Annotated in this window: 21 protein-coding genes and 1 pseudogene; 7 read left to right on the top strand and 15 right to left on the bottom strand. The window is 67.6% G+C overall.

Annotated elements, in window-relative coordinates; all coding sequences use genetic code 11:
• Positions 1-17 precede the first annotated feature (17 nt).
• Genes AB0H88_RS06680 through AB0H88_RS06660 form a run of 5 tightly spaced genes read right to left on the bottom strand, consistent with a single transcriptional unit; the run spans position 18 to position 5,194 of the window.
• On the bottom strand, positions 18-1,274 hold the full coding sequence (locus AB0H88_RS06680; RefSeq protein WP_357642081.1) for an enolase C-terminal domain-like protein: 1,257 nt from the start codon (positions 1,272-1,274) through the stop codon (positions 18-20).
• Positions 1,271-2,119, bottom strand: coding sequence for an NAD(P)-dependent oxidoreductase (locus AB0H88_RS06675; RefSeq protein WP_357642079.1), 849 nt, complete (start codon positions 2,117-2,119; stop codon positions 1,271-1,273). The genes AB0H88_RS06680 and AB0H88_RS06675 overlap by 4 nt, the downstream gene beginning before the upstream one ends.
• Entirely contained in the window at positions 2,116-2,961 is an 846-nt protein-coding gene (locus tag AB0H88_RS06670; protein ID WP_357642077.1) for a carbohydrate ABC transporter permease, read from the bottom strand. Before AB0H88_RS06670 ends, AB0H88_RS06675 begins: the two co-directional genes overlap by 4 nt.
• Positions 2,962-2,966: 5 nt before the next feature.
• Complete coding sequence (locus tag AB0H88_RS06665; protein WP_357642075.1) at positions 2,967-3,833, bottom strand: sugar ABC transporter permease; 867 nt, start codon at positions 3,831-3,833, stop codon at positions 2,967-2,969.
• Entirely contained in the window at positions 3,830-5,194 is a 1,365-nt protein-coding gene (locus AB0H88_RS06660; RefSeq protein ID WP_357642073.1) for an extracellular solute-binding protein, read from the bottom strand. Before AB0H88_RS06660 ends, AB0H88_RS06665 begins: the two co-directional genes overlap by 4 nt.
• A 171-nt stretch (positions 5,195-5,365) precedes the next feature.
• Here AB0H88_RS06660 and AB0H88_RS06655 point away from each other — a divergent pair, with 171 nt between their 5' ends.
• Positions 5,366-7,654 (top strand): hypothetical protein, encoded by a 2,289-nt coding sequence (locus tag AB0H88_RS06655; protein WP_357642071.1) that lies wholly within the window; start codon positions 5,366-5,368, stop codon positions 7,652-7,654.
• A gap of 165 nt (positions 7,655-7,819) precedes the next feature.
• On the opposite strand, the gene AB0H88_RS06650 is transcribed toward AB0H88_RS06655, so the two are convergent.
• The 5 genes and pseudogenes from AB0H88_RS06650 to AB0H88_RS06630 form a co-directional block, all read right to left on the bottom strand.
• Entirely contained in the window at positions 7,820-8,710 is an 891-nt protein-coding gene (locus AB0H88_RS06650) for a hypothetical protein (protein WP_357642069.1), read from the bottom strand.
• The gene (locus AB0H88_RS06645; protein ID WP_357642067.1) at positions 8,707-9,000 is read right to left on the bottom strand and encodes a hypothetical protein; all 294 of its coding nucleotides are present in this window, start codon (positions 8,998-9,000) and stop codon (positions 8,707-8,709) included. The genes AB0H88_RS06650 and AB0H88_RS06645 overlap by 4 nt, the downstream gene beginning before the upstream one ends.
• Entirely contained in the window at positions 8,997-9,278 is a 282-nt protein-coding gene (locus AB0H88_RS06640) for a hypothetical protein (RefSeq protein ID WP_357642065.1), read from the bottom strand. The genes AB0H88_RS06645 and AB0H88_RS06640 overlap by 4 nt, the downstream gene beginning before the upstream one ends.
• A gap of 26 nt (positions 9,279-9,304) precedes the next feature.
• A complete protein-coding gene (locus AB0H88_RS06635) occupies positions 9,305-9,613 on the bottom strand; it encodes a hypothetical protein (RefSeq protein ID WP_357642063.1) in 309 nt (102 codons plus the stop codon).
• A 186-nt stretch (positions 9,614-9,799) separates the two neighbouring features.
• Positions 9,800-10,100, bottom strand: a pseudogene (locus tag AB0H88_RS06630) (transposase); the annotation flags it as partial.
• A 636-nt stretch (positions 10,101-10,736) separates the two neighbouring features.
• Between AB0H88_RS06630 and AB0H88_RS06625 the strand changes: the two are divergent.
• Positions 10,737-10,961 (top strand): helix-turn-helix domain-containing protein, encoded by a 225-nt coding sequence (locus AB0H88_RS06625; RefSeq protein ID WP_357642061.1) that lies wholly within the window; start codon positions 10,737-10,739, stop codon positions 10,959-10,961.
• A gap of 54 nt (positions 10,962-11,015) precedes the next feature.
• Here AB0H88_RS06625 and AB0H88_RS06620 read toward each other — a convergent pair whose 3' ends face one another.
• Positions 11,016-11,843, bottom strand: coding sequence for a sugar nucleotide-binding protein (locus tag AB0H88_RS06620; RefSeq protein ID WP_357642058.1), 828 nt, complete (start codon positions 11,841-11,843; stop codon positions 11,016-11,018).
• A gap of 32 nt (positions 11,844-11,875) precedes the next feature.
• Positions 11,876-12,247: a DUF5997 family protein gene (locus AB0H88_RS06615; RefSeq protein WP_225289020.1), complete on the bottom strand. Its 372-nt coding sequence runs from the start codon at positions 12,245-12,247 to the stop codon at positions 11,876-11,878.
• Between the two features lie 55 nt (positions 12,248-12,302).
• On the opposite strand from AB0H88_RS06615, the gene AB0H88_RS06610 reads away from it, so the two are divergent.
• Positions 12,303-13,031 (top strand): LysR family substrate-binding domain-containing protein, encoded by a 729-nt coding sequence (locus AB0H88_RS06610; RefSeq protein WP_357642054.1) that lies wholly within the window; start codon positions 12,303-12,305, stop codon positions 13,029-13,031.
• Positions 13,032-13,405: 374 nt separating this feature from the next.
• Positions 13,406-14,296, top strand: a complete 891-nt coding sequence (locus tag AB0H88_RS06605) for a potassium channel family protein (protein WP_357642052.1) — start codon at positions 13,406-13,408, stop codon at positions 14,294-14,296.
• Between the two features lie 479 nt (positions 14,297-14,775).
• Here the strand turns inward: AB0H88_RS06605 and AB0H88_RS06600 are convergent, their stop codons facing one another.
• Complete coding sequence (locus AB0H88_RS06600; RefSeq protein ID WP_357642049.1) at positions 14,776-14,916, bottom strand: hypothetical protein; 141 nt, start codon at positions 14,914-14,916, stop codon at positions 14,776-14,778.
• A 1-nt stretch (position 14,917) separates the two neighbouring features.
• On the opposite strand from AB0H88_RS06600, the gene AB0H88_RS06595 reads away from it, so the two are divergent.
• Positions 14,918-16,372, top strand: a complete 1,455-nt coding sequence (locus tag AB0H88_RS06595; RefSeq protein WP_357642047.1) for a multicopper oxidase domain-containing protein — start codon at positions 14,918-14,920, stop codon at positions 16,370-16,372.
• Between the two features lie 696 nt (positions 16,373-17,068).
• A complete protein-coding gene (locus AB0H88_RS06590) occupies positions 17,069-18,490 on the top strand; it encodes an ATP-binding protein (RefSeq protein WP_357642045.1) in 1,422 nt (473 codons plus the stop codon).
• Between the two features lie 343 nt (positions 18,491-18,833).
• Here the strand turns inward: AB0H88_RS06590 and AB0H88_RS06585 are convergent, their stop codons facing one another.
• Both AB0H88_RS06585 and AB0H88_RS06580 read right to left on the bottom strand, forming a co-directional pair.
• A complete protein-coding gene (locus tag AB0H88_RS06585; protein WP_357642043.1) occupies positions 18,834-19,310 on the bottom strand; it encodes an NUDIX hydrolase in 477 nt (158 codons plus the stop codon).
• A gap of 29 nt (positions 19,311-19,339) precedes the next feature.
• Positions 19,340-20,554, bottom strand: coding sequence for a helix-turn-helix transcriptional regulator (locus AB0H88_RS06580; RefSeq protein WP_357642040.1), 1,215 nt, complete (start codon positions 20,552-20,554; stop codon positions 19,340-19,342).
• Positions 20,555-20,679: 125 nt separating this feature from the next.
• Between AB0H88_RS06580 and AB0H88_RS06575 the strand changes: the two genes are divergently transcribed.
• A complete protein-coding gene (locus AB0H88_RS06575) occupies positions 20,680-21,027 on the top strand; it encodes a hypothetical protein (RefSeq protein ID WP_357642038.1) in 348 nt (115 codons plus the stop codon).
• The last annotated feature ends 660 nt before the right edge of the window (positions 21,028-21,687 follow it).

Here is a 21,687-nt window from a genome sequence, read left to right as displayed (position 1 = left end):
CCCCAAGAAGTAGTAGATCACGGAGCCTCGATCCCGCCGTCGGGCCGGCGCACCCGCGCGGCCCACCGCTCGTGCAGGTGCGTCTCCGGCGGGTATCGCCGGGCGGCGCTCTCATCGAGGTCGATACCCCAGCCGGGCCGGTCGGAGGGGGTGAGGTAGCCGTTCACCGTCCGCAACGTGCCCGGGAACACCTCGTGCACGGTCTCCGGGTAGACGTGCGCCTCCTGGATCCCGAACGCGGGGCTGGTGACGTCCAGCGTGACGTTGGCCGCCGCGCCCACCGGCGACACGTCCGGCGGCCCGTGCCAGGCCGTCCGCACCCCGGTCAGCTCGCACAGCGCGGCGAGCTTGCGCACGGGCGTCAGCCCGCCGACGGCTGAGACGTGCAGGCGCAGGTAGTCGACGCCACCGGAGGTGATGAGCCGCGCCGCGTCGGTCACCGAGGAGACCAGCTCGCCGGAGGCGATCGGCATCGGCGCCGCCGCCCGCACCTCGGGCAGCCGGTCGAAGTGCTCGGGCGCGAGCGGGTCCTCCAGGAAGAACAGCCCGTACGGCTCCAGCGACCGCGCGAGCACCACGGCCTCCTTCGGCGTGAGCCGGTTGTGCGCGTCGTGCAGCAGGCCGAGCTCGTCACCGAGGACCTCGCGGGCGCGCTCGAACAACTTCGGCGTGCTCCGCAGGTAGTGGCCGACGTCCCAGCCGTCGGGGTGGGGGCTGTGCGGATATCCGCCGGGCGTGCCGACGCCGCCATACGTGCCGAGCCCCGGCCCGCCCGCCTGCAGCCGTACGTAGCGGTAGCCCTGCTCGGCGAGCGCGGCGGCCCGCTCGATCGACTCCTCGACCTCGCCGCCTCGAGCTCCGGTGTAGACGGCGGCGGCCGCCCTGACCCGCCCGCCCAGCAGCTCGTACACCGGCACGCCGAAACGCTTGCCGGCGATGTCCCACAATGCCTGGTCGATGCCGGACAGCGCGTTGTTGTGCACCGGCCCGCCTCGCCAGTACGAGGAGTAGTGCAGCATCCGGCCGATGTCCTCGATGTCGGCGGGATGCCGGCCGATGACCATGGGTGCGATGTGCTGCTCGATGGCGGCGACCACGGCGTGGAAGCGCTGGGTGAAGGTGGCGCAGCCCAGGCCGTACAGGCCGGGCTCTGAGGTGTCGACCCGCACGACGACGAGCGGGACCCCGCCCGGGGCGGTGACGATGGTGCGCACACCGGTGATGCGCAGCCCGTCCCTGGCCTGCCACGGCGCCTGCGTCTCCGGCATGATCATGATTGTCGCTCCTCTGGCAACGGATGCGAGGCGGTGAACCCGAGCAGCCGCCTGGCCGGTTCGAGATCGATGGCCACCGTCCTGCCGGGCAACGCCGTACGACACGGCACGCCGGGGTGGTGGGCCGCGAGCAACTCCTCGGTGGGCGTCGTCATGAGCGTCTCGGGCGCGGCGACGAAGATGACCGGCGCGCCGGACAGCGGGGCCGTCAGCCCGAGCAGGCAGGCCCGCGCGGCGTCGCGCAGATCGAGGTAGCTCCACACCTCAGCGGCGCCGGCCGCGGGATCCCCGGCCAGCCGCTCGGCGCGCGCGGCGAGCCTGGCCTGGTCACCGAGGAAGGGGAAGCGCAGCGCGGCGACGGTCATGCCGTGCCGCCGGTTCATCATCGCCGCCGTGGCCTCGTCCACCTGCTTGGACAATGCGTACGGGTCCTCGATCAGCAACGGCACCCGCTCGTCCAGCGGCAGATACGCCGGGCTGTGGCGCGACCGGGCGAAAGGCAAGCCGGTGATCGACAGGCTGCTGGCGATCACGGCCCGTCGTACCCCCCGCTCCCCCGCCTCGTTCAGCACCACGAACGTCGCCTGCGTGTTGGCCGAGAACACCACCTCGGGCGCCGCCACCTCGGGCGAGGCCAGCGCCGCCGTGTGCACGACGGCGTCGGCCCCGTCGAGGGCCGAGCGGACGGCGGCCGGGTCGCGGGCGTCGCCCACGACGACCCGCTCCGCCGTCAGCGGGCCGGGATCCTGCGCGACGAGCGCGGTCACGGCGATGTCGCGTGCCGCGAGTTCTGCCAGTACGGCGGAGCCGAGGCGTCCTGCCGCGCCGGTGACCAGGACCCTCATCCCTTCAGCCCCGTGAAGGCGATGCCCCGGATGATCTGCCGCTGGAACAGCAGGAACACCAGGACGGGCGGAATGATCGCGATCAGCATCCCGGCGATGAGCAGGGCCTGATCCGAGGTGTCGGCCAGCCGGGGCAGGGCCACCGCCAGCGGCTGGCTCTCGGTGTCGGTAATGGCGATCATGGGCCAGAGGAAGTCCTTCCACGCGTTCATGACAGCCAGCAGTGATACCACGGCCAAGATCGGCCGCGACATGGGCAGCACCACCCGGGTGAAGACCCGCCACGGCCCGGCGCCGTCGAGACGCGCCGCCTCGAACAGCTCCTTGGGGATGCCGTCGAAGAACTGCTTGACCAGCAGGACGTTGAAGGCGTGCGCGCCGGCGGGCAACCACACCGACAGCGGGGTGTTGGCGATGGACAGATCCAGAACGGTCAGATAAAGCGAGACCATCGAGACCGTGCCGGGCAGGAACAACGTCGCCAGGACCGCGCCGTAGACGTACTTGCCGTAGGAGGGCCGCAGGACCGACAGCGCGTAGGCGCCGGTCGTCGCGACGAACAGCTGGGTGAACCACGAGCCGCCGACGAGCACGACGGTGTTCGTCAGGTAATGACCGACCTCCAGGGTCGTCCACGCCTCCGTCAGGTTCGACCATCGCACGTCCGCCGGCCACAGGGCCAGCGGCCGGCGCAGCGACTCCTGGGTGGAGGAGATCGCGCCCTTGAAGATCCAGTAGATCGGCCCGGCACCCTCCAGGAGCAGGGCCACGATGAGCAGCACCTGGGTGGTGCCCAGTCCGAGGCGCATCCCGCGCCCGCGTCGTTCGGTGTCGGAGATCACTCCCCTCACTTCGTCCCCCAAGTTCTGGTGAGCCGCAGGTACCCGGCCGACAGCACCGCCAGCACCACGGCCAGGCTCACGCTCAACGCCGCCGCCGTGCCGTAGTCGCCGTTGACGAACGCGTACCTGTAGATCAGCAGCAGCACGGTGACCGTCGAGTCCTCCGGCCCGCCGTCGGTCAGCACGAACGGCTCGGTGAACACCTGGAAGGTGTTGATCACCTGGAGCAGCAGCATGATCAACAGGATGGGCCGCAGCTGCGGCAGTGTCACGTGCCACAACCTGCGCCAGATGGACGCGCCGTCCAGCTCGGCCGCCTCGTACAGCTCGGTGGGCACGCTGGACAGCGCGGCCAGGTAGATGAGCACCGCGCCGCCGGCGCCCGCCCAGGTCGCCTCCAGGACCAGGCTCGGCATCGCCATGCCGGTGGACTGCAGCCAGGGGCACGGCCCCAGCCCGACCAGCCCGAGCAGCTGGTTGAACAGGCCGGAGTCCGGATCGTAGAACCACTTCCACATCAGCACGGCCACCACCGGCGGCACCACCACGGGCAGGTAGACCAGCACCCGCATCAGCCCGGAGCCGCGCCGCAGCTCCGACATCAGCACCGCCAGGAAGATCGGCAGCGGGAAGCCGATCACCAGGGCCAGGCCGGTGAACAGCAACGTGTTGCGCACCGCCATGCCCAGCAGGGGGTCGGCGAGCAGGGTGCGGAAGTTGTCCAGGCCCGCGAACGTCGCCGCCTCGACCAGGTTGGTCCGCTGGAAGCCGAGCACCACGCTGCGGATGATCGGCCACCATGAGAACAGGCCGAAGACCAGCACCGTCGGGATGAGGAACAGCGCGGCCGCGACGCCTTTGCCCCGGGTCACTGTGCTTTCTCAAGCAGCGGCGCGACTCGTGCCGCCGCCTTGGTCAGCTCGTCGCGCGGATCGGCGTCCTTGCGGGTCAGCACGGCCTGCACGGCGGTGTCGAGCGCGCCGTACAGGTCCTGGGCGGCGACCGGGGGCTCGACGACGTACTCCAGCTTGTCGGTGTCCTTCACGTAGGGCGCGAAGTTCGACACCGGGATGTTGGCGTGCTTGGCGATCGCGGTGTTCACCGGGCCCGCCACCGACGTGCCGTAGAACGGCAGCGTGGGCAGGCCGACTGCCAGCTTGTCCGCCGCGTTGGCCACGGCCAGTTGCTCGGCGGCGGCCGGGTCATAGTTGGGCTTGAGGTAGTAGAAGTCGATCCACTTCACCGCGGCGGCTCGCTGCGCGGCCGTGGCCTTGGCGTTGACGGCCGCCACCAGCCCGCCCAGCAGCGTCGCCTTGCCCGCGCCCTGCTGCGGCAGCGCCGCGATGCCGAAGTCGTCCGGCTTGCCGGAGTAGAGGGTGGTGTAGCGGTTGTAGCTGTTCACGGTGCCGATCAACATGCCGATCTTGCCGGCCGCGAAGTCGCGCTCCGCGTCCTGCTGGGTGCGCAGCTGGTTGGCGCCCATGGAGTCGTCCTGCCAGCGCATCGCGGACAGGTGCCGCAGCGCCTGCTCCGCCGGGCCGTCCAGGAGCGAGGAGACATACCTGTCGCCCTCCTGCTTCTCCATCCGCCCGCCGAAGGAGTAGGTCATCGCGGTCAGGATCCAGCCGCCGGTGTTCTTGACCGTCATCTGGGTGTAGCCGGCCACTCCCGTCCCGGCGATCTTCTTGGCCGCCGCCCTGACCTCGTCCCACGTGGCCGGCGGCTGGTCCGGGTCGAGCCCCGCCTTGGTGAACAGGGCGCGGTTGTAGACCAGGCCCAGGGCGTACTCGGTGACGGGCAGGCCGTAGACCTTGCCGTCCGCGCCGGTCGCGGGGGCCAGCGCGCGGGGGTCGAAGTCTCCGGCGTGCGGCAGGCTCTTGATCTCGGCGCTGAGGTCGGCGACCTGGCGCCGGGCGATGAGCCCCGGCGGCTCGGTGAGCGGCACGGTCAGCACCGTCTCCGCGTTTCCACCGGCCAGCCTGGTCGCGAACGTCCTGGCGTCCCACTGCGTGTCGGTCGGTTTGATCTTGATGGCAGGGTTGGCCTTCTCGAACGCGGCGACCGCGTCGAGGAACTGCTTGCGGGTCTTGGCGGCGGTGGTGGGAGGCATGCCCGCCACGGTGATGGTGGTCGTGCCCGAGTCCTCACCCGACGAGCCGGACGCGCAGCCCGCCGTTGCGGCGGCGAGCACGAGCGCCCCCGCCATCCACTTCCTGGAGGCTGATACATCCATGGCTGCTCCTCTACCTAATGCGGATTAGGTGGCATCTAATCCGCATTAGGTGGAGGTGTCAAGGCGTTACCGCCAGATTACGTGATGCGCACAAAGCACCCTTGACACTCTCGTTCGGGGCGGAGTACACATCTCCCTAATCCGCATTAGGTCGACAGGGAAGAGATCTTCATGTCTGACATCCCCCGACGCCGCTTCCTCGGCGGAGCCGTAGCCGCCGGGCTCGCGGGAGCCCTGCTTCCCACCGCACCGGCCCAGGCCGATACCCCTTCGATCTCCGCCGACGGCATCACGCTGACCGCCGGCACCGACGGAGGCATCACCGTCCGCGACGGCGTCGGCGTCGAACGGGTCAGCCTCACCGGGTTCATGACCAAGGACTCGGTCACCGGCATCCAGCGCACCACCGGCGGAACGCCGTCGCTCGTCACGCTCCAGGACGGCACGCAGGCCATCCAGGTCGACTACACGCTCCCCAGCGCGGCCGGCGGAATCACCGTCCGCGGCGTCTTCGGCGTCGCGCCGAACCGCGCGAAGCTCCGCTGGGAGGTCGGCGGCTCGACCACGCTGATCCCGGCCGGTTTCATGCTCGGCCGCGCCGTCGTCTCACCCTCGGCGCCCGAGTCCTTCGCCGCGCTGACGACGTGGAACCGCGACGCCGGGGGCGGAGTTCCGTACGAAAGCAATGCCGGGGTCGTCTACCAGGAGACCTGGGCCGACACCCGCGCCTACTTCCGGCTGGCCACCACCACCCCCGCCTGGACCAACGCCACCTGGATCCACGCCCCGGGCACCGGAACCGCGAGCGCGGCCGTGACGGAGGCCGACCTCGTGCTCGGCTCGATGCGACCGGCCGCGGGCGGCACCATGGGCGCGGGCCTGCCCCTCGGTGTGGAGGTCTGGACCGACCAGCCCTTCTCCCTCTGGGACGCCGGCGGCCAGGCCATGGCCCTGCACGCGGAGGTGGCCAACGGGGGAAGCGCCGCCCGCAGCGTGAAGCTGTCGTGGTGGGCCCGCGACTTCGACGGCAAGACGCTGGCCGGCGGCAGCGTGACCGGCACGGTCGCGGCGGGAGCCGCGTGGCGGCAGACCTTCACCCTCACCTCGCCGCCCCGCGGGATCGTGTTCACCGAGGTACGCGCCACCGCGGGCACCGACAGCGCGTTCGCCCGCACCAACCTCGCCGTCCTGCCGCCGCACACCTATCAGGCCGGCGCCGACAGCATGTTCGGCATCGCCAACTACCCCTGGCTGCTCAAGCCCGACACCGCCGCCGTCGTGGGACTGATGCGGCGCATAGGCATCCAGCGCGTCCGCATCTCCTACGACGGCGGGCCGGGCCTGCCGCCCGCCGCCCTCGACGCGGCGGGGATCAGTCACAACATCGAACTCGCCGGGATCCCCCTGGGCGGAACGGCCGCCGAGGTCGCCGCCTGGGCCGACACGAACACGCAGAAGGCGATCGGGTCGGGTGCCGACTATTTCGAGGTCGCCAACGAGGTGAACAAGCCGTGGATGAGCGGCGAGACCGCCGCCGCCTACGTGCGGGATGGATTACGCCCGGTACGCGACCGGCTGACCGCCGCGGGAGCGCCCACCAAGGTGCTCAACGCCGGCCTGGCCGGCATGGATCACGTCTGGACCAAGAACTTCCACGACGCCGGCGGCTGGGACCTCATCGACGGGTTCGCCTTCCACCCGGGCCGGGGCAACTTCACGCCGGACTACGCGCCGCCTCCCGAGGAGTGGACGCAGGGCGCCAACGGCTCCTACTGGAACTTCCTCGGCGGCCTGCGCAAGGCCCGCGAGACGATCGCGGAGTACGGGCACAAGGAGCTGTGGCTGACCGAGGCCTACGCCTGCACGAAGCCGAACAGCTGGTGGCACGACACCTACCGGCAGGCCGCGGAGAACGTCCTGCTCACCCTGGCACTGGCCAAGGCCGAGGGGGTGAACTGCGTGAACTGGTACCAGCTGCACGACAGCGTCCTGGGCAAGCCGCAGATGGCCGACCCGGCCAATCCCGAGTACCACTACGGGCTCATGAACCGCGACCTCAGCGCCAAGCCGTCCATGCTCGCCTACGCCACGGCCGCGCAGGTCCTGGACCGGGCGACGTTCGTACGGTGGCTGAAGCCGGCCGACCCCGATCTGAAGGGACTGCTGTTCAGCACGCCGGAAGGTCCCGTCTCGATCCTGTGGAGCAGGAAGGACGGGTACCTGCTCAACACCGATCACGCGCCGGGCGCCACGTGGTTCGCCGCGCCGGAACCGTGGGTGGACGACTGGCCGACCAAGACGGAGCTGAAGGTGGCCGCCGCCGGGCGCTCGGTGCGGGAGCTCGACTGCCTCGGCAGGGAACGCCTGCTCACCGCCCGCGACGGCAAGGTCGTGGTCCGGCTGGACGGCGCCCCACGCGTCTACTACGGCCTGACGGCGACCCCCGACCAGCTGCGCTGAGGCCTTCGGCGGCGGTCCCGGCTTCCGTCCAGGAACCGGGAATAATTGCAATGGCCGCTTGGCGATAAATTTCACATCATCGCCTTGGCGGTAAATTATTGCGCGCGGCCCGAGCAGGGAAATACTCCAGAAATCGGCGTAGCGGCCGTCGTGGCATCCGGCCCGCTAGATCCCGAGGACCATACGGATGACGTCGCGATCCTTCTCCTTTTCGGCCTCGGAGAGCAGTTCGTAGGGGCGGCGCTGCTCTTCGGGGGCCCAGTCCCGGTTGCGGACGAGCCACTTGTCGTGCACCACCGAGCTCGCCTCCTCCATGAACCGCTCGCTTCTGACGTCCACGCCGCTCGTCCGCGCCTCGTCGACGAGCTGTACCCCGATGCGCGCGGACTCCTGGTTCTCGCGTTTCCAGTCGGCTGGCAGGTCGCGATAGCGCGTGTTGGCTATGTCGACCTGGTCGGTGTCGTGCTTCTTGATCCAGGACGGGTCGCTGGTGGTCTTCACCCTCGGCTCATACGTGCCGCCGGGCAGCTTGCGCGGAGCGCGCCACGCATCGTGGAAGCGGTCGGCGACTTTGTCGACCCTGCGGTTGGTCAGGGTCGTGGACATGCCGCGCATCAGCGCCCCGAGGCGGGCGGTGATCTCGCGCAGCCTGGCAGAGACTCTGACGGCGATGGCTCTCAGCCGGGGCAGCAGGTGGGGCGCGTACGCGATGGCCGCCACAGCGAGGGCGGCCAGCCCGGCCAGCAGACCGCCCACCCAGACCAGCGTTTCCCTGGCGACTCGCAACATGCCGGCCACGTTGGAGAGGCGGTCGGCGAGGTCGCCCGCAGTGAGGGCGATGCCGTCGCGGCCGTTCACATGGTCGTCCACCGCGTCGGCGGCCGGCCCGCTGTTTGCCCCGGCCAGCCGGTGGGCGCGTCCGCTCTCCGCGGCGAGTTCCCGGTGATGGGCGGCCGCCGCGTCCAGATCGGCGATGTGCCTGTCGACGCCGTCCAGGTCGGGCAGTGGCGGGACGCCGAGCAGCGCCAGCCCGGCCGCCAATGCCTGTTCCGTCACACGCCCCGCCCACGCGAGTTGGCGAGTTCTGTGCTCGTATTGACGGCGGCCATGGCGACCTGTCCCGTTCCGGCCTGGTCGAGCGAGCCGGACAGCCCTTCGCAAGCGGCGCGGAGGCCGGCCGTGAGCTCGTGGTAGCCGACCGAGAACTCCTCGTACGGCAGCGGCGTCTCACCTCGGCCCCACCCTCCGGCGAGCCCGGAGTACTCATCGGCCAGCGCGCCGAACGCCCGCCCCGAGGAGGCCCGCCCGCTGGCGTCGATCGTTATCCCGGTCGAGATCTCGGTCATTCCGTGATCCTCCTGAGAGTGTCGTCAAGCCTGCTGTTCACGTAATCGAAGTCCCTGTCCGCCTGAGCCTCCAACTCGTCCAGCCGCTGGAGGAGTGCGTCGAGGCCGGGGGAGTCCCGGGGCGGCTGCTCGTACCCACGCTGCGCGGCGCGCACGACCTCCACAACCCGTCTGGCCAGCTCCGTCGAGCCGAGCCGCATGGCCCGCGGGTCGATGTGGAGGGCGGCCAGCAGCCCGTCCTCGCCCACCTCCGCCGTCACCGGCTCGTCCACCTGCACCTCCGCAAATTATGATCTTCGAGAGTCTATCCACCCGCACCACCGCCGAAGCCAACCCCGTCCAGCGTCGCCGTACCCGCTGATCCCCACGCCACCAGGTAGACCACCGGGTCACGAGCTATTCCACACCGGTAGCACCTGATCATCGTTGGGTCGGGCTCGACTCCTAACCTGGCCTTCACCAGATCGACCCGATACCGCGTGAGCTCCGGCGCGGAACCTTCAGCCTCCTCGGTGCAGGCGTTCAGGAACGGCGCCGCATCGTCCCCGCCCTCGACGACGAACCCGTCATGGCGTTCGCTGAACTCCCGCCGTCCCGCTTTGTGCAGCACCATCCGGATAACTTCAGCGTCCCGATCCCGCACATCCACAGCGGCCGACGGCCCGCGCCGTACCTGACCTCCGGTTTGTCGTCGCTCACGGACCGCACCGTCAGCGAACCGAGACCTCGATCACAGAGTCTCTATATCACCGCAGGCCGGCGCTATATCAGTGGGAAATTTCTTCATTGCTACCGGGACCCCTTGGCTGGGGAAGGGCACGTTGGTGGAGATCTTCACACTCTGGGTGTCCATCACGTACGCGGTTGGTTCGGCTTTGTTTGACACGGGCCAGGCCGGTCAGCTCGTAGTTGAGCTGGGCGAAGATTTACTCGTCCAGCCAGGCTGCGTAGTAGGCGTAGACGGTGCTGTACGACGGACAGGTATTTCCAGGCGATTCCCGTTTGGTTGATATACAGGATCGCGTTGAAGACGTCCCACAATTCACCCGAGGCGGGCTGGCCAGTCGAGCTTGGCGCCAGGCGGTTAAGATGGGTTCGATTAACGCCCAGCGGGCGTTCGATTAACGCCCAGCGGGCGTTCGATTAACGCCCAGCGGGCGTTCGATTAACGCCCAGCGGGCGTCGGATAGGTCGCTCGGGTACGGCTTCGCTCGCTCATGGCGGAGCTACTACCCGAGTGGTCTTCGCCTGGTTGGGAGCCTCATGCGCCAATCGAAGGCGAGCATCACGATGACGATAGTCAGGAGGATTACATAGGCGGAGATGGACGGTGCCAGCAGATGCGCCGCCACGCTCATCATCTGCAGGAGGCCGCGCCGGCCATGATGGACACCTCGCCAACCCGGTCGGCGCTGTACCGACCAAGGGGCAAATGGGCCAGATGATCGCCGAGCCGGGATACATACCGCGCAACAGCGCTGTCCGCGCGCCCGACCCACCGAACGCCTTGACCACCGCGATCCCCTGCTCCAACTCCACGACGGAACTGGCATCCGTCCCATAGCCGCATCGAACTCCTCCTACTCGCGCGACCAGGCCGGGGTCATCATCAAAAGGGCCAGCGCCACCGCCAGCACCACCGGGATCAGCGTCACCCGCCAGTTGATAGTGAACAAGTAGATCAGCGACACCAACGGCACCACGAACGCGGAGGCCAGTTCACCAGGGGCACTGACGTGACCGCGATCGCCGCCGGTCACCCGGAAGATCTGGAGACGCTGGACGCCTACTGCGCCACCGGCTCGCTGCGCCGGGCCGCCGACCTTCTCCACCTGCACCACAGCAGCGTCGCCCGCCGGCTCGAACGGCTCGGCAAGACCCTGGACATCGAACTCACCGAGCCCACCGGCCTGATACGAGCCAGGCTCGCCCTCACCGCATGGCAGCTGCTCGACGACTGAGGCCGTGGAAACATTCGGGATGTCAGCCGACCTGCGTACTGGCCGCCACCCTCACTAACCGTCACCCAGAAATTGCCGGGCGCCGCGCAACTCGGTGTGCAACCGCCGCTGTGTCATGGCGCAGTCCAGGCGCACGTCTAGCGGGCCGGGCAACTTGGTGTCCGCCCGCCGACCCGAAGGCAAGTGGTGGTCCGCGTCCAGGCCATCGCGACGAGCGATGAGCACCCCAAGCTCGTATCGGCTCACCGCATCAGCTCCAGCGACATGATGGACACCTCGATACTCAGCTGCGGCGAGCTCCAAGAGCGCCGCGGCAAGGTCACGTACATGCACGGGACACCGCACGTCATCGGTGAACAACACTCCTCCCGCCCTCCCGGTGGCCAATGCATGCACCAGGACCTCGTGCGGGGAGTCACCGTCGCCAATGATCAAGGATGTCCGGGCTATCACCGCAGCCGGCACGACCGCGCTCACCGCTGTCTCCGCGGCGGCTTTGGCCGCGCCGTACGGGCTGATCGGGTCAGGGAGGCACGTCTCGTCATACCGAATCGCGGCGCCGGAGAAGACCGCGTCGCTGGACACATGGACGAGGCGCCCACCCACCATGGAGACGGCGAGAGCCACATTCACGGCGCCGATCGCCGTGGTCGTCCAATCCGCCTGCCGGTACGCGGCGTTGATGACCACCTCCGGCCGGAAGGCGCCGACCAGTACCTCGACGTCCTCGCGCCGGCGCACATCGAGCGGCAACCACTCAACGCCGGCGATCTCTCCAGGCCGGGTCAGGTACGTCGCGGCGACCTCATGCCCACCCAGCGAACACTGCCGAGCCAGCTCACGGCCGAGAAACCCACTACCACCGACGATGAGAATCCTCACGGCCGGTGACCATAGCCGATCAGCCGGTCTGTCTAGCGTTGCTTGAGCCGGAGTGCTTCTTTGCGGGCCTCAGCCTGGACGGACCGCTCCCGCTCCAGCCACGCTGGGTTCTCCGCTTTCAACGCATCGATCTCAGCGGTGGTGAGCGGCTCGGTGATCCCGCCCCTGGTCAGGCCGGAAATGGAGACCCCGAGCTTCGCGGCGACGACCTGCTTGGGATGCGGGCCGTTGCGGCGCAGGTCAGCGAGCCAGGCGGGCGGCGTCGACTGCAACTCGTTCAGCTCGTCCCTGGAGACGACGCCCGCCTGGAACTCGGCGGGAGTGGCCGAAAGGAGGACACCCAGCTTCTTGGCCGCCGTCTCGGGCTTCATCGTCTGGATGGTCTTCGATTTGGACGAGGTCATGGCGCCAAGCGTAGTCAGTCGGAACGGGTTCCCCGGACATCGGTAGTCTGTGGAAGTGACTGATGGGGAGACCGGCAGGGTGTTCCGGCTGGCGTACGTGCCTGGGGTGACACCCGCGAAGTGGGTCAACGTCTGGACCGAGAGGATACCCGGCGTGCCGATCACCCTCGTCGCGGTGCCCGCCGACGAGGTGGTGGGACTCCTGCGGGACGGCGGCGCCGACGCCGGATTCGTCCGGCTGCCGATCGACCGTGACGGGCTCAGCGTGATTCCTCTCTACGTGGAGACCACGGTGGTCGTGGCGCCCAAGGACCACGCGGTGACCGCCGCCGACGAGGTGGCCCTCGCCGACCTGACCGACGACGAGGTGCTGCACCCTCTGGACGACACCATCGAGTGGACGGCCCGGCCCGGGCTACCCACGTTCACCCGCCCGCCCACGACGGCGAACGCGGTCGAGCTGGTAGCGGCCGGCACTGGACTGCTCCTGGTTCCCCAGTCGCTGGCCCGCCTCCACCACCGAAAGGACCTCACGTACCGGCCGGTACCGGACGCGCCGCAGTCTCAGGTAGCGCTGGCCTGGCCCAAGGACGCGACCACTGACCTGGTGGAAGATTTCATCGGCATCGTCCGCGGCCGGACAGTGAACAGCTCACGAGGCCGTACCCCCGCCTCCCCTGCGGAGAAACCGGCACAGCGACAGGCACAAATATCCGCCAAGAATGGCTCCGCCCGCCGGGCCGTACCGGCCAGCCGTAAAAAGAAGGGCAACCGCCCTCGGTGATCTGCGTCCCCGAGCCTCCCGTTCGGGCACGGCGCGCCGCGGCAGAGTTCCTTGGGGAATACCGGCACGAGCCACCTGTGGTTCGGCTCGCGCTTCTGTCCGCCCAGCCTCCTAGCGTGAGAGATCATCACTGGTCGGGTGATCCGCAGCAGACCCTGCCCCTCGTCGTCATCGATCTGGCGGACACGTACTCGTTCTGCCACTTGGACAACCTGGTTGCACCTCCGATACGGCGAGTCTGCGTTCACCAGCGGTGACTGCGGCCTAGGCTCCAAGCGCGGCCCGGCCCGGGCGGCAGATCGCCCCGGCCTTGGCTGCCCGGGTCGCCTCGCCGCTCCACAGGACACTCACCGCGGGAGAGATGAATGGGGTGGTTGGTCTCGCTGCTCGGGGCCACGCTCATCATGGCCGCCCTGCGAGATCTCTTCCACACGCTCTGGCACCCCACCCGCCACGGAGGTCTGAGCCGACTTGTCATGGCTGCGTTGTGGAAGCTGGCCCGGCATCTCCGAGCGCGCAGGCGTGTGGTGGGGCTCGTCGGTCCGCTCGCCATGGTGACGGTGGTCGGCATGTGGGCCGTCACCATCATCCTGGGCTGGGCCATCGTCTACTGGCCCCACATGCCGGAGGCGTTCGCCTTCGCACCCGGTTCCGGACTGTCGCAGGAGCCGGAATCGCTCAACTCCGTCTACCTGTCGCTCGTCATGGTGGCCACCCTCGGGCTCGGAGACATCGTGCCCGCCGAAGGGTGGCTCCGCGTGGCCTCGCCCCTGGAAGCCATCATCGGCTTCGTCCTCCTGACAGCCACCGTCTCCTGGGTGCTGGAGATCTATCCGACGCTGACCCGCCGACGGGTGCTCGCGATCCGGTTGGCACTGCTGTACCGCTCAGACCCGTCCATGCGGCAGCTCGACTGCGCCGCAGGTGCGTCATTGCTGGGAAGCCTGGCCACCGAGGTGGTACGTGTCCGTATCGACTTCACCCAGTACGCCGAGGCGTACTACTTCCATGACGGTGAGGACCACTCGTCTCTGGCGGCCACGATCGGCTATGCCACTCACCTCGCCCAGCGCGGGCAGGCAGCCCGACGAGCGGATGTGCGTCTGATGGCCGCCTTGCTCGCTGGTGCGTTGGAAGACCTTGCCACCATCCTTGACCAGCGTTTCCTCCACACGGATGGAACACCCGCGGAGGTATTTGCCGCGTACGCCGCCGACCACGGTCGCCCGGCAAACGGGCGACACCAAGACGGTCATATCTGGTAGATCGCTCAAGTTCCCCGGCGTTGCGTGGACGCGCCATGCCTGCTGCTGCCCAAAATCAGATCAGCGACGCGGCCTGACGATCAGCGGCCGCCATCGAAGCTCTGCGGACATGCTCGCGCCTACGGGGGAAGTACTTTGCTCAACACGACAGCGCATCTACAGGTCTGGCGACCTGCCAAACGTCCACTACGGGTGAGTCTGGTGGTGGGGCTCACCAGTGTGGCGATGGTGGGCACCGGGTCGCCGGTCTGGGCCGTACCGCCAGTTGCTGCCGGATTCTCGACCGGGCAGGCCGCGCAGCCATCCACAGAATGCGGCCCATCGCCGAAGGTGGAGTTCTACCAGGATGAGGTCCCGCAGCCTAAGGTGGCGACGCCTGACAGCACCCACAACGGCCGCGATCATTACACCCTCACCGCACATGTGGGCAGGCATTCGTTCTCTCCATCGAACGACTGGCCTGAAGTAACCACACTGGGTTACAGCGCTTCCGGTGGCGGCGGCAGAGGCGGCAACAGCAGCAGCAGTGCCAGCAGCAGCGGCAGCGGCCACAGCAGCGCCAGCGCCAGCAGCAGCGCCAGCGGCAGCGCCAGCGGCAGCGGGGGTGGGGGTGGCGTCAAGATGGACTTCCTCGGCCCGACGATCGTCACGCGAGAGAACCGGCCGGTCGACGTAAAGGTGATCAACGCCTTGCCGGCGGCGGGAACCCCGATATTCCCGTTCGACCAGCCGAACAACGACAACACGCTCACTTTGCACCGTCACGGCGGCCTGCAGCCGCCAGAAAGCGACGGAGCACCCGCGCCCATCGGAGTGGAAGTCCCACCCGGCGGCTCGCAGACCCAGCACTATCCGAACAACCAGGCCGCAGCACCCCTGTGGTACCACGATCACATTGAGGCGCAGACCTCGTACCACGCGTACGAGGGGCTGGCAGGGTTCATGCCCAACACCGACCAGCGGGAGCTCCGGTTCGGCCTGCCCACCGGCGCCTTCGCCAAGGCTTACGCGCTGCAGGACAAGTCCTTCAACCCCGACAAGACGCTGTGCTACAGCCACGCCGATCCCGAATTCTTCGGCGACCTCCCGGTGGTCAACGGCATTGTCGCCCCGAAGCAGACCGTGGAACCGCGGCGTTACACCTTTACCTTCATCAATGCATCAGATTCCCGCTTCTACCGCCTGAGCCTGAGGCAGACCAGCGGCTCGACGACCTCTGCTCCCAAGATGACCGTGGTGGCCGGCGACTCGGGGTACCTGCTTCACCCCGCTGTGGTCAACGAGCTACTTGTCGCCCCAGGCGAGCGGTACAAGGTGGTCATCGACTTCACCGGCCACCGTTCACAGAACTGGGTGCTGGCCAACAACGCTCCAGCGCCCTTCGGCGCGCTGGATGGCGTCGATCCCACTGGGGCTGGAATTCCGCAGCTCATGCGGTTCGACGTTGGCCCTTCGACCAGGTGGCCAGACCGCTCCCGAGTTCCAGGTGCGCTGCCGGAGACCAACAACCAGCTCCCACCTGCCGCCCTCCTCGTCAAAGCCAGACTGCGGACCGTTCAGGCCGGTGAGGTCATCCCCGGCGCCCCGCAGCTCGGGGACAAGGTCCAGTTGCTCAACTACGGGCCGGCCAACACGGCCACCGAGACACCGCAGCTGAACTCGACCGAGGCATGGGCCATGCGCAACCACAGCCCAGACGCTCATCCGATCCACCTGCATCTCGTCGAAATGCGGCTGATCGGCCGTTGGCCCGTCACCAAGTGGAGCGACCCCGACCCTGAGACCGGCAACCAGGTACCGTTGGAGATCGGACAGTTCGTGCCACCGGCTCCTTACGAAACCGGCCCGAAGGAAACCTTCGTGTCCCCGCCCGACTTCATCACCGTCTGGGCGACCAAGTTCACCGTCGGTGGGTCATCCGTCTGGCACTGCCACATCATGTCCCACGAGGACGGAGCGAGCACGGGCGGTGCTATCGAGATGATGCGGCCGCTGGTGATCGGCAACAAGCCGCAAACCCAACTGCCGCTGGTCGGCAACCAGATCCGACTCAACGAGTTGATACGCCTGCCGTAGAAAGAACCCTGGCGGACCTCCAGCATGAATGGCCGGATGTGACAGTCGGGTTGATGGCTCAATGGAGGGAGCAGATCTGAACGGCTCGAAGATGACCGCCCACAACAGCCGCCGCGACTGCGATGGACCGCCTCTTCCCCATGGCTGAAGAGGCATAGCCGTCAGCATGTCACTCACGCCCCGTTTCCATCATCGGAGACGGGGCTTTTCGCTGGTGGGCGGTACTGGGTTCGAACCAGCGGCTCTTCGCTCGCAAGGAGCCAAGATCGCTACTTTCGGGCGCTGACCTGCGGGTCTACCTAGCCGCCCTCCCACTGACCAGCTCGGATGCCACCTGAAGGCACGCTAATTGCACGGTGATCAGATCATGCTCTTCGCCCACCTCACCAGCACTTCGGATCACTCTCTGGAGTCGCGGCTCGCCGTCGAACGGCACGGCAATGGCACGGTGTTCAAGACGCGATCCGTGACGGCACATTCCTCCAGTTGGCGTGCGTTGCCCGGCCCGGTGTCCCGCCGCCGTCCGGGACCGGCCCCCAGACCGCACGCCCGGACGGCGAGCGGAGGGCCGGGGGCACGGCGGCGCACCGCGCCGCCGCCCCAGAAACGCTTGGCCCAGATGCGAAATGTAACCAGAACCCGAGTAAATGTAACCAGCGCACGGTTACCTTTACCTATGAGCCAGAGCTGAACGAGTTGGTCGCACGTCTCCGCACGGCCGGAGGCGACTACGACGATGTCGAGGTCAAGTCGGCGGCAGGAGGGTTGCCTCAGTCGCTCGCCTCAACTCTGAGCGCGCTGGCAAACCATCCAGGCGGCGGGACGATCATCCTCGGCCTCGACGAGGCCACCGGCTTTCGTCCAGTACAGCTTTCAGATCCACAAGCTCTCAAGCAGGGCCTCGCTCACAAGGCGCGCTCGTTCTCGCCGCCTGTCCAGCTCACGATCAGCGACGCGGAGGTGGATGGGGCACCGGTCAGCGTCGCCAGGGTGCATGAATGCGATCCGTCGGCCAAGCCGTGTCGGATCACGGCGTCGGGTACGGCATACATGCGGGGGTACGACGGGGACTTCCCACTGTCGGATTTGGAAGAGCAGGCATTCCTCGCTGCCCGGAAGCCGCCGCTCTTCGACCGGCGGCCCGTGCCAGGTGCCACCCGCGAGGACCTGGACAGCGACCTTGTCGCAGCGTTCCTCCGTTCGGTCCGCGAACGGGATTCCCACGGCCTGGGCCGTTTTCCTGACGATGCCGAGTTGCTACGGCGTGCCGGAGTTACCCTGCCCGACGGCACTCCGACCGTCGCAGGAGTGTTGACCCTGGGAGTTCATCCACAGGAGTGGTTTCCGCGCTTCGTCATCCAGGCTTCGGCAGAGCCCTTGCCGACCGATCCTGTAGGTTCGCGGGCTCGGAATCAGACAACGATCACTGGGGCCATTCCACGGATGCTGGAAGAGGCACTGAACTGGGCACGGCGAACCTTTGACACCAGCGTCGTGTCGGCGCCGGACGGGACTGTTCGTGATCAGCCAGCCTATCCATACATCGCATTTCGCGAGATCATCGCGAACGCTCTTCTCCATCGCGACCTCGATCATTGGTCGGCCGGCATGGCCGTGGAGGTTCGACTCCGTCGTGACCGGCTGATCGTCTCCAACCCGGGCGGCCTGTACGGCATCACGGTCGACCGGCTCGGCCGGGATGCCGTCACCTCAGCACGCAATGCGCGACTCGTTGCGATCTGCCAACACGCTCGCACGCCAGAAACAGGCGCGCGAGTGATCGAGGCGCTGGCAACCGGCATTCCGATCGTGGCTGATGCCCTGGCAGAGGCCGGACTTCCACCTGCGCATTACATCGACGCCGCCATCCGATTCACTGTCGTCCTACGGCGGCAGACACTTCCCATCATCCGCCCGGGCGACGACCTGAACGAGACGGAGCTACGCGTCTACGACACCTTGGTGGCCGGGACACGCAGTGTCGCTGACCTCAAGCAGGAACTGAACCTGTCCGCACCCAATATCCGCAAGGCACTCCGCGAACTGAGATCGAGGGGGCTCGTTGAGCAACTGGGGGGCCAAGGACGGCCCACCACCTACCGGAAACTCTCGGAGTAGCGGGATGCTGATGTTCTTGCACGCCGGTACGCCTACGCCCAGCGAGACAAGATGGCCGCTGATGTCCAGTTGGACGACGACTGATCAGGCCAGTCTCGTCGATGACGACGAAACTGGCGTGTGCTCGCCTGCGCGAGCCAATGGCATGAGAGGTCCGCAGCGTGATCGCTGCGGGGTTTCTTGATGGAGGTGGGCGGTACTGGGTTCGAACCAGTGACCCCTCGCTTGTAAGGCTCGCCGCGAGAAGGTGGGACCTCGGGTGAATCGGGGTCCCACCTCGGCGAACGTTCCGCCCTGGTCCTCGACCGTCCACGCTCGTCCTGAGCCGTTGTCACTCAGATGGTCACTCAGTGGGAACGGCCTGGCCGTGCTCCAGATAGACGGTCCTGCCAAGCTCGCGTGCAGTGGCGGCGGCCTTGACACGACGAGCAAGCCGCTCGATCAACAACCCGTCCAGTTCCTCGACGGGATGAAACTCGTAGGCGCTCAGCTCCTTGTCAACGAACCTGATCTGCTTGAGCAACTCGCCGTCCAAGGTGCCGCCGTCGAACACGAACAGGACCTTGTCGCCCTCCTTCGGGAGAGGCGCCCAATCGACCGCGAGGAGGCGACCGATGGCCGGCTGAATGCCCAGCTCCTCTTGCACCTCTCGAATGCACGCCTCGTACGGGGTCTCCCCCGGCTCGACGTACCCGCCCGGAATGTCCATGGACGGCTTGTACGTAGGACGAACGAGAAGCACACGACCACTGTCATCGAAGAACAGTGCGCCAGCGGCGGCACGGGCCTGGGCGAACGGCGGAGCTTCCTGATCGTTCACAGCCCGACCTTACGCCACGAAGACTGCCTTCACACGATATGCAGTCGCCGGGCCAGAGCTGCGAGTTGAAAGCTGGGCTTGCCCTTCTGCCTTCTGATCCATGACATCGTGAGCTGACGGCTGAGGTAGTGATGGCGGACCTGCTCAGGCGCGATGGTCTCGGCTTCCAACAGCGCGGCCATCGCGTCGTCGGTACGGTTCCACAGGCTCAAGGCATGCGCCATGGCCAGGCCATGACGAGCGCGACGTTCGATCGGAAGCCCACTGGTATCCAGCTTCGGCCCGATCTCCACAGCCACCTGGATGTCTCCCAGCTCGATCGCCGTGGCCACCTGATGGATACGGACATTCGTCGGCCCGAACGCGGTCCAGACATGGTTGGCGTCACTGCCGAGCCGCACCGCCGCTTCCTGTGCCTCGGCGAGGAACGCGCGTGTCGTGCTGCGGTCGTCGTCTCGCGCCGCCGCCATCGACCCAGCGAGGTACAGCGTGCCGTACACCGAAAGCAGCTCAGCCTTGGCGTGCGGGAGGTCAGGAGACAGCAGGTCGGCGGCGTCCATCGTGAGCTGCTTGGCTGCCTTGTAACGGCCGTTGGACAGAAGGGCGTGGGTCACGGAGCGAAGCAAGGAGGCCGTAACGAGCTGATCACCGGACTCCCGCGCAAAGGACAGGCCGCGCTCGGCGGCGATCCACGCGAGATCAGCCTCACCAACCTTGCTAAGGATGCTGGCAGCGGCGTGGTAGACCTGCCCAAGCACTCCCGATGCCTCCATGCGCGCGTCACCGTTCGCAACGCGCGCGGCATGATGCGCCTCCCCGAGGAGTCCAGGCAGAGTCCGTATCACGTAGCTGTACCGGGCGCCCTGGTACGCCCGCCATACCTCGGCAAGAGCACGTCGCAGGTCGGCGTGCCCGGAGGGTTCCGCGTTCTCCACGAGCCCGGCCATCGGCGAGAGTTGCCGATAGTCCGTGATCGCGGCGCGCAGTGCGGGGATGGTCTGACCGCCGCTTCCGTCCGTCCACTCGAACAGGTGTGGCTCGGCCAGTAGATCACCGAGGGACACGTCCAACGCGCTCGCCAGGGACTTGATGACGGACAGACGGTCCAAGGTGATGCGGTCGTTCTCCACCTTGCTCAGCCAATCGGTGGTCCGTCCCACCAGCCCGGCCAATACGTCTTGAGACATTCCACGCCGTCGCCGGTACCAGGCCACGCGCTGGCCGATGGACAGATTGCTGGTCATTCCTCGCATGCACCTCATCCTCATCGGATGCCTACGACGGACCCCTGAATTTCTTTCCGGCCTCACAGCTCAGCCGACACATACCGTCACGCTACGTCACTGCCGTACCTGATGGGAGGCCACTCATGCAACCGCCGAACCGACACCCCACGCCAGAGAAGCACGCCGCCGACGCCCTGGCCGACGCCCTCGCCGCTCATGGCGTGTCTGCAGACGTGCATGACGGCTACGGCCTGAGCCTGGTGTCCGTGTGGGTCGGGCTCGTCGTCTGGTGCGACGGCGATTGGTACTGGTGGCGGGCAGGCTGGGACGACCGCCGCAAACGGGTGCTGTACGCCCGCCATCCGGCCATCGAACCGTCGAGAGCCGCGCGCCGGGTCGCCTTCCGCTACGCGGACCTGCAACGACGCCACCCCCTCTCGGAGACGATCCGCAGTCTGCGCCCGGAATTCACGGAAGCGAGCCCTCAGTGAAGGAGATCCTGCGCAGTGGCACGCTTGCGCTGGTGTCCGTCTGGGTCGGACCGGTCGTCTGGTATCACGGCACGCGGTACTGGTGGCGATCAGCTTTGGATGCGGGACGACAGCGAGTCATCTACGCCTGGCACTCCTCCACCGAGCCCACTCGGGCCGCCCACCGAATCGCTCTCTGCTACGCCCGGCTTCGGGAGTCTCAGCCACTCTGTACGCCGGTCGCGGGAGTGCGACCATGCCCATGACCTTGGCGAAGTTGATCGCCGAGTACCCGGAGTGGCAGGTTCACGACATGGCCGCAGGGTGGGCGGCCATTCGAAAACAGTCCGTTCCCCGTACAAGCGGGCAGTCCAACGTCCGTTGCGGGGCGACGTTGGATGAACTGGCTGCGAACCTGCAAGCGGAGACCAGGCTAGGGAACAAGAAGCAGAGGTCACTTCGCGGGTCGGTCTGAAACACCCCTGCGCCACGCCGGGCACCACCATAGGCAGCAACCCGGGTGAATCGATGGCAACCCGACCCGGAGCGCAGGGCCTCCAGGCCCGAGCACCGGAAGCGGGGCGGCGTGCGCCACGAGGCGCTGGTGCGCCGTGAGGCGCTGGGAATCGAAGGAGGTGTGAGACCTCCTCGCTGGGCTGTCGCAGCAGTCTGGTGGGAGCT

Source organism: Nonomuraea sp. NPDC050680 (assembly GCF_040654555.1).
Taxonomy (GTDB): domain Bacteria; phylum Actinomycetota; class Actinomycetes; order Streptosporangiales; family Streptosporangiaceae; genus Nonomuraea.
This window is presented reverse-complemented; position numbering and strand designations above follow the sequence as displayed.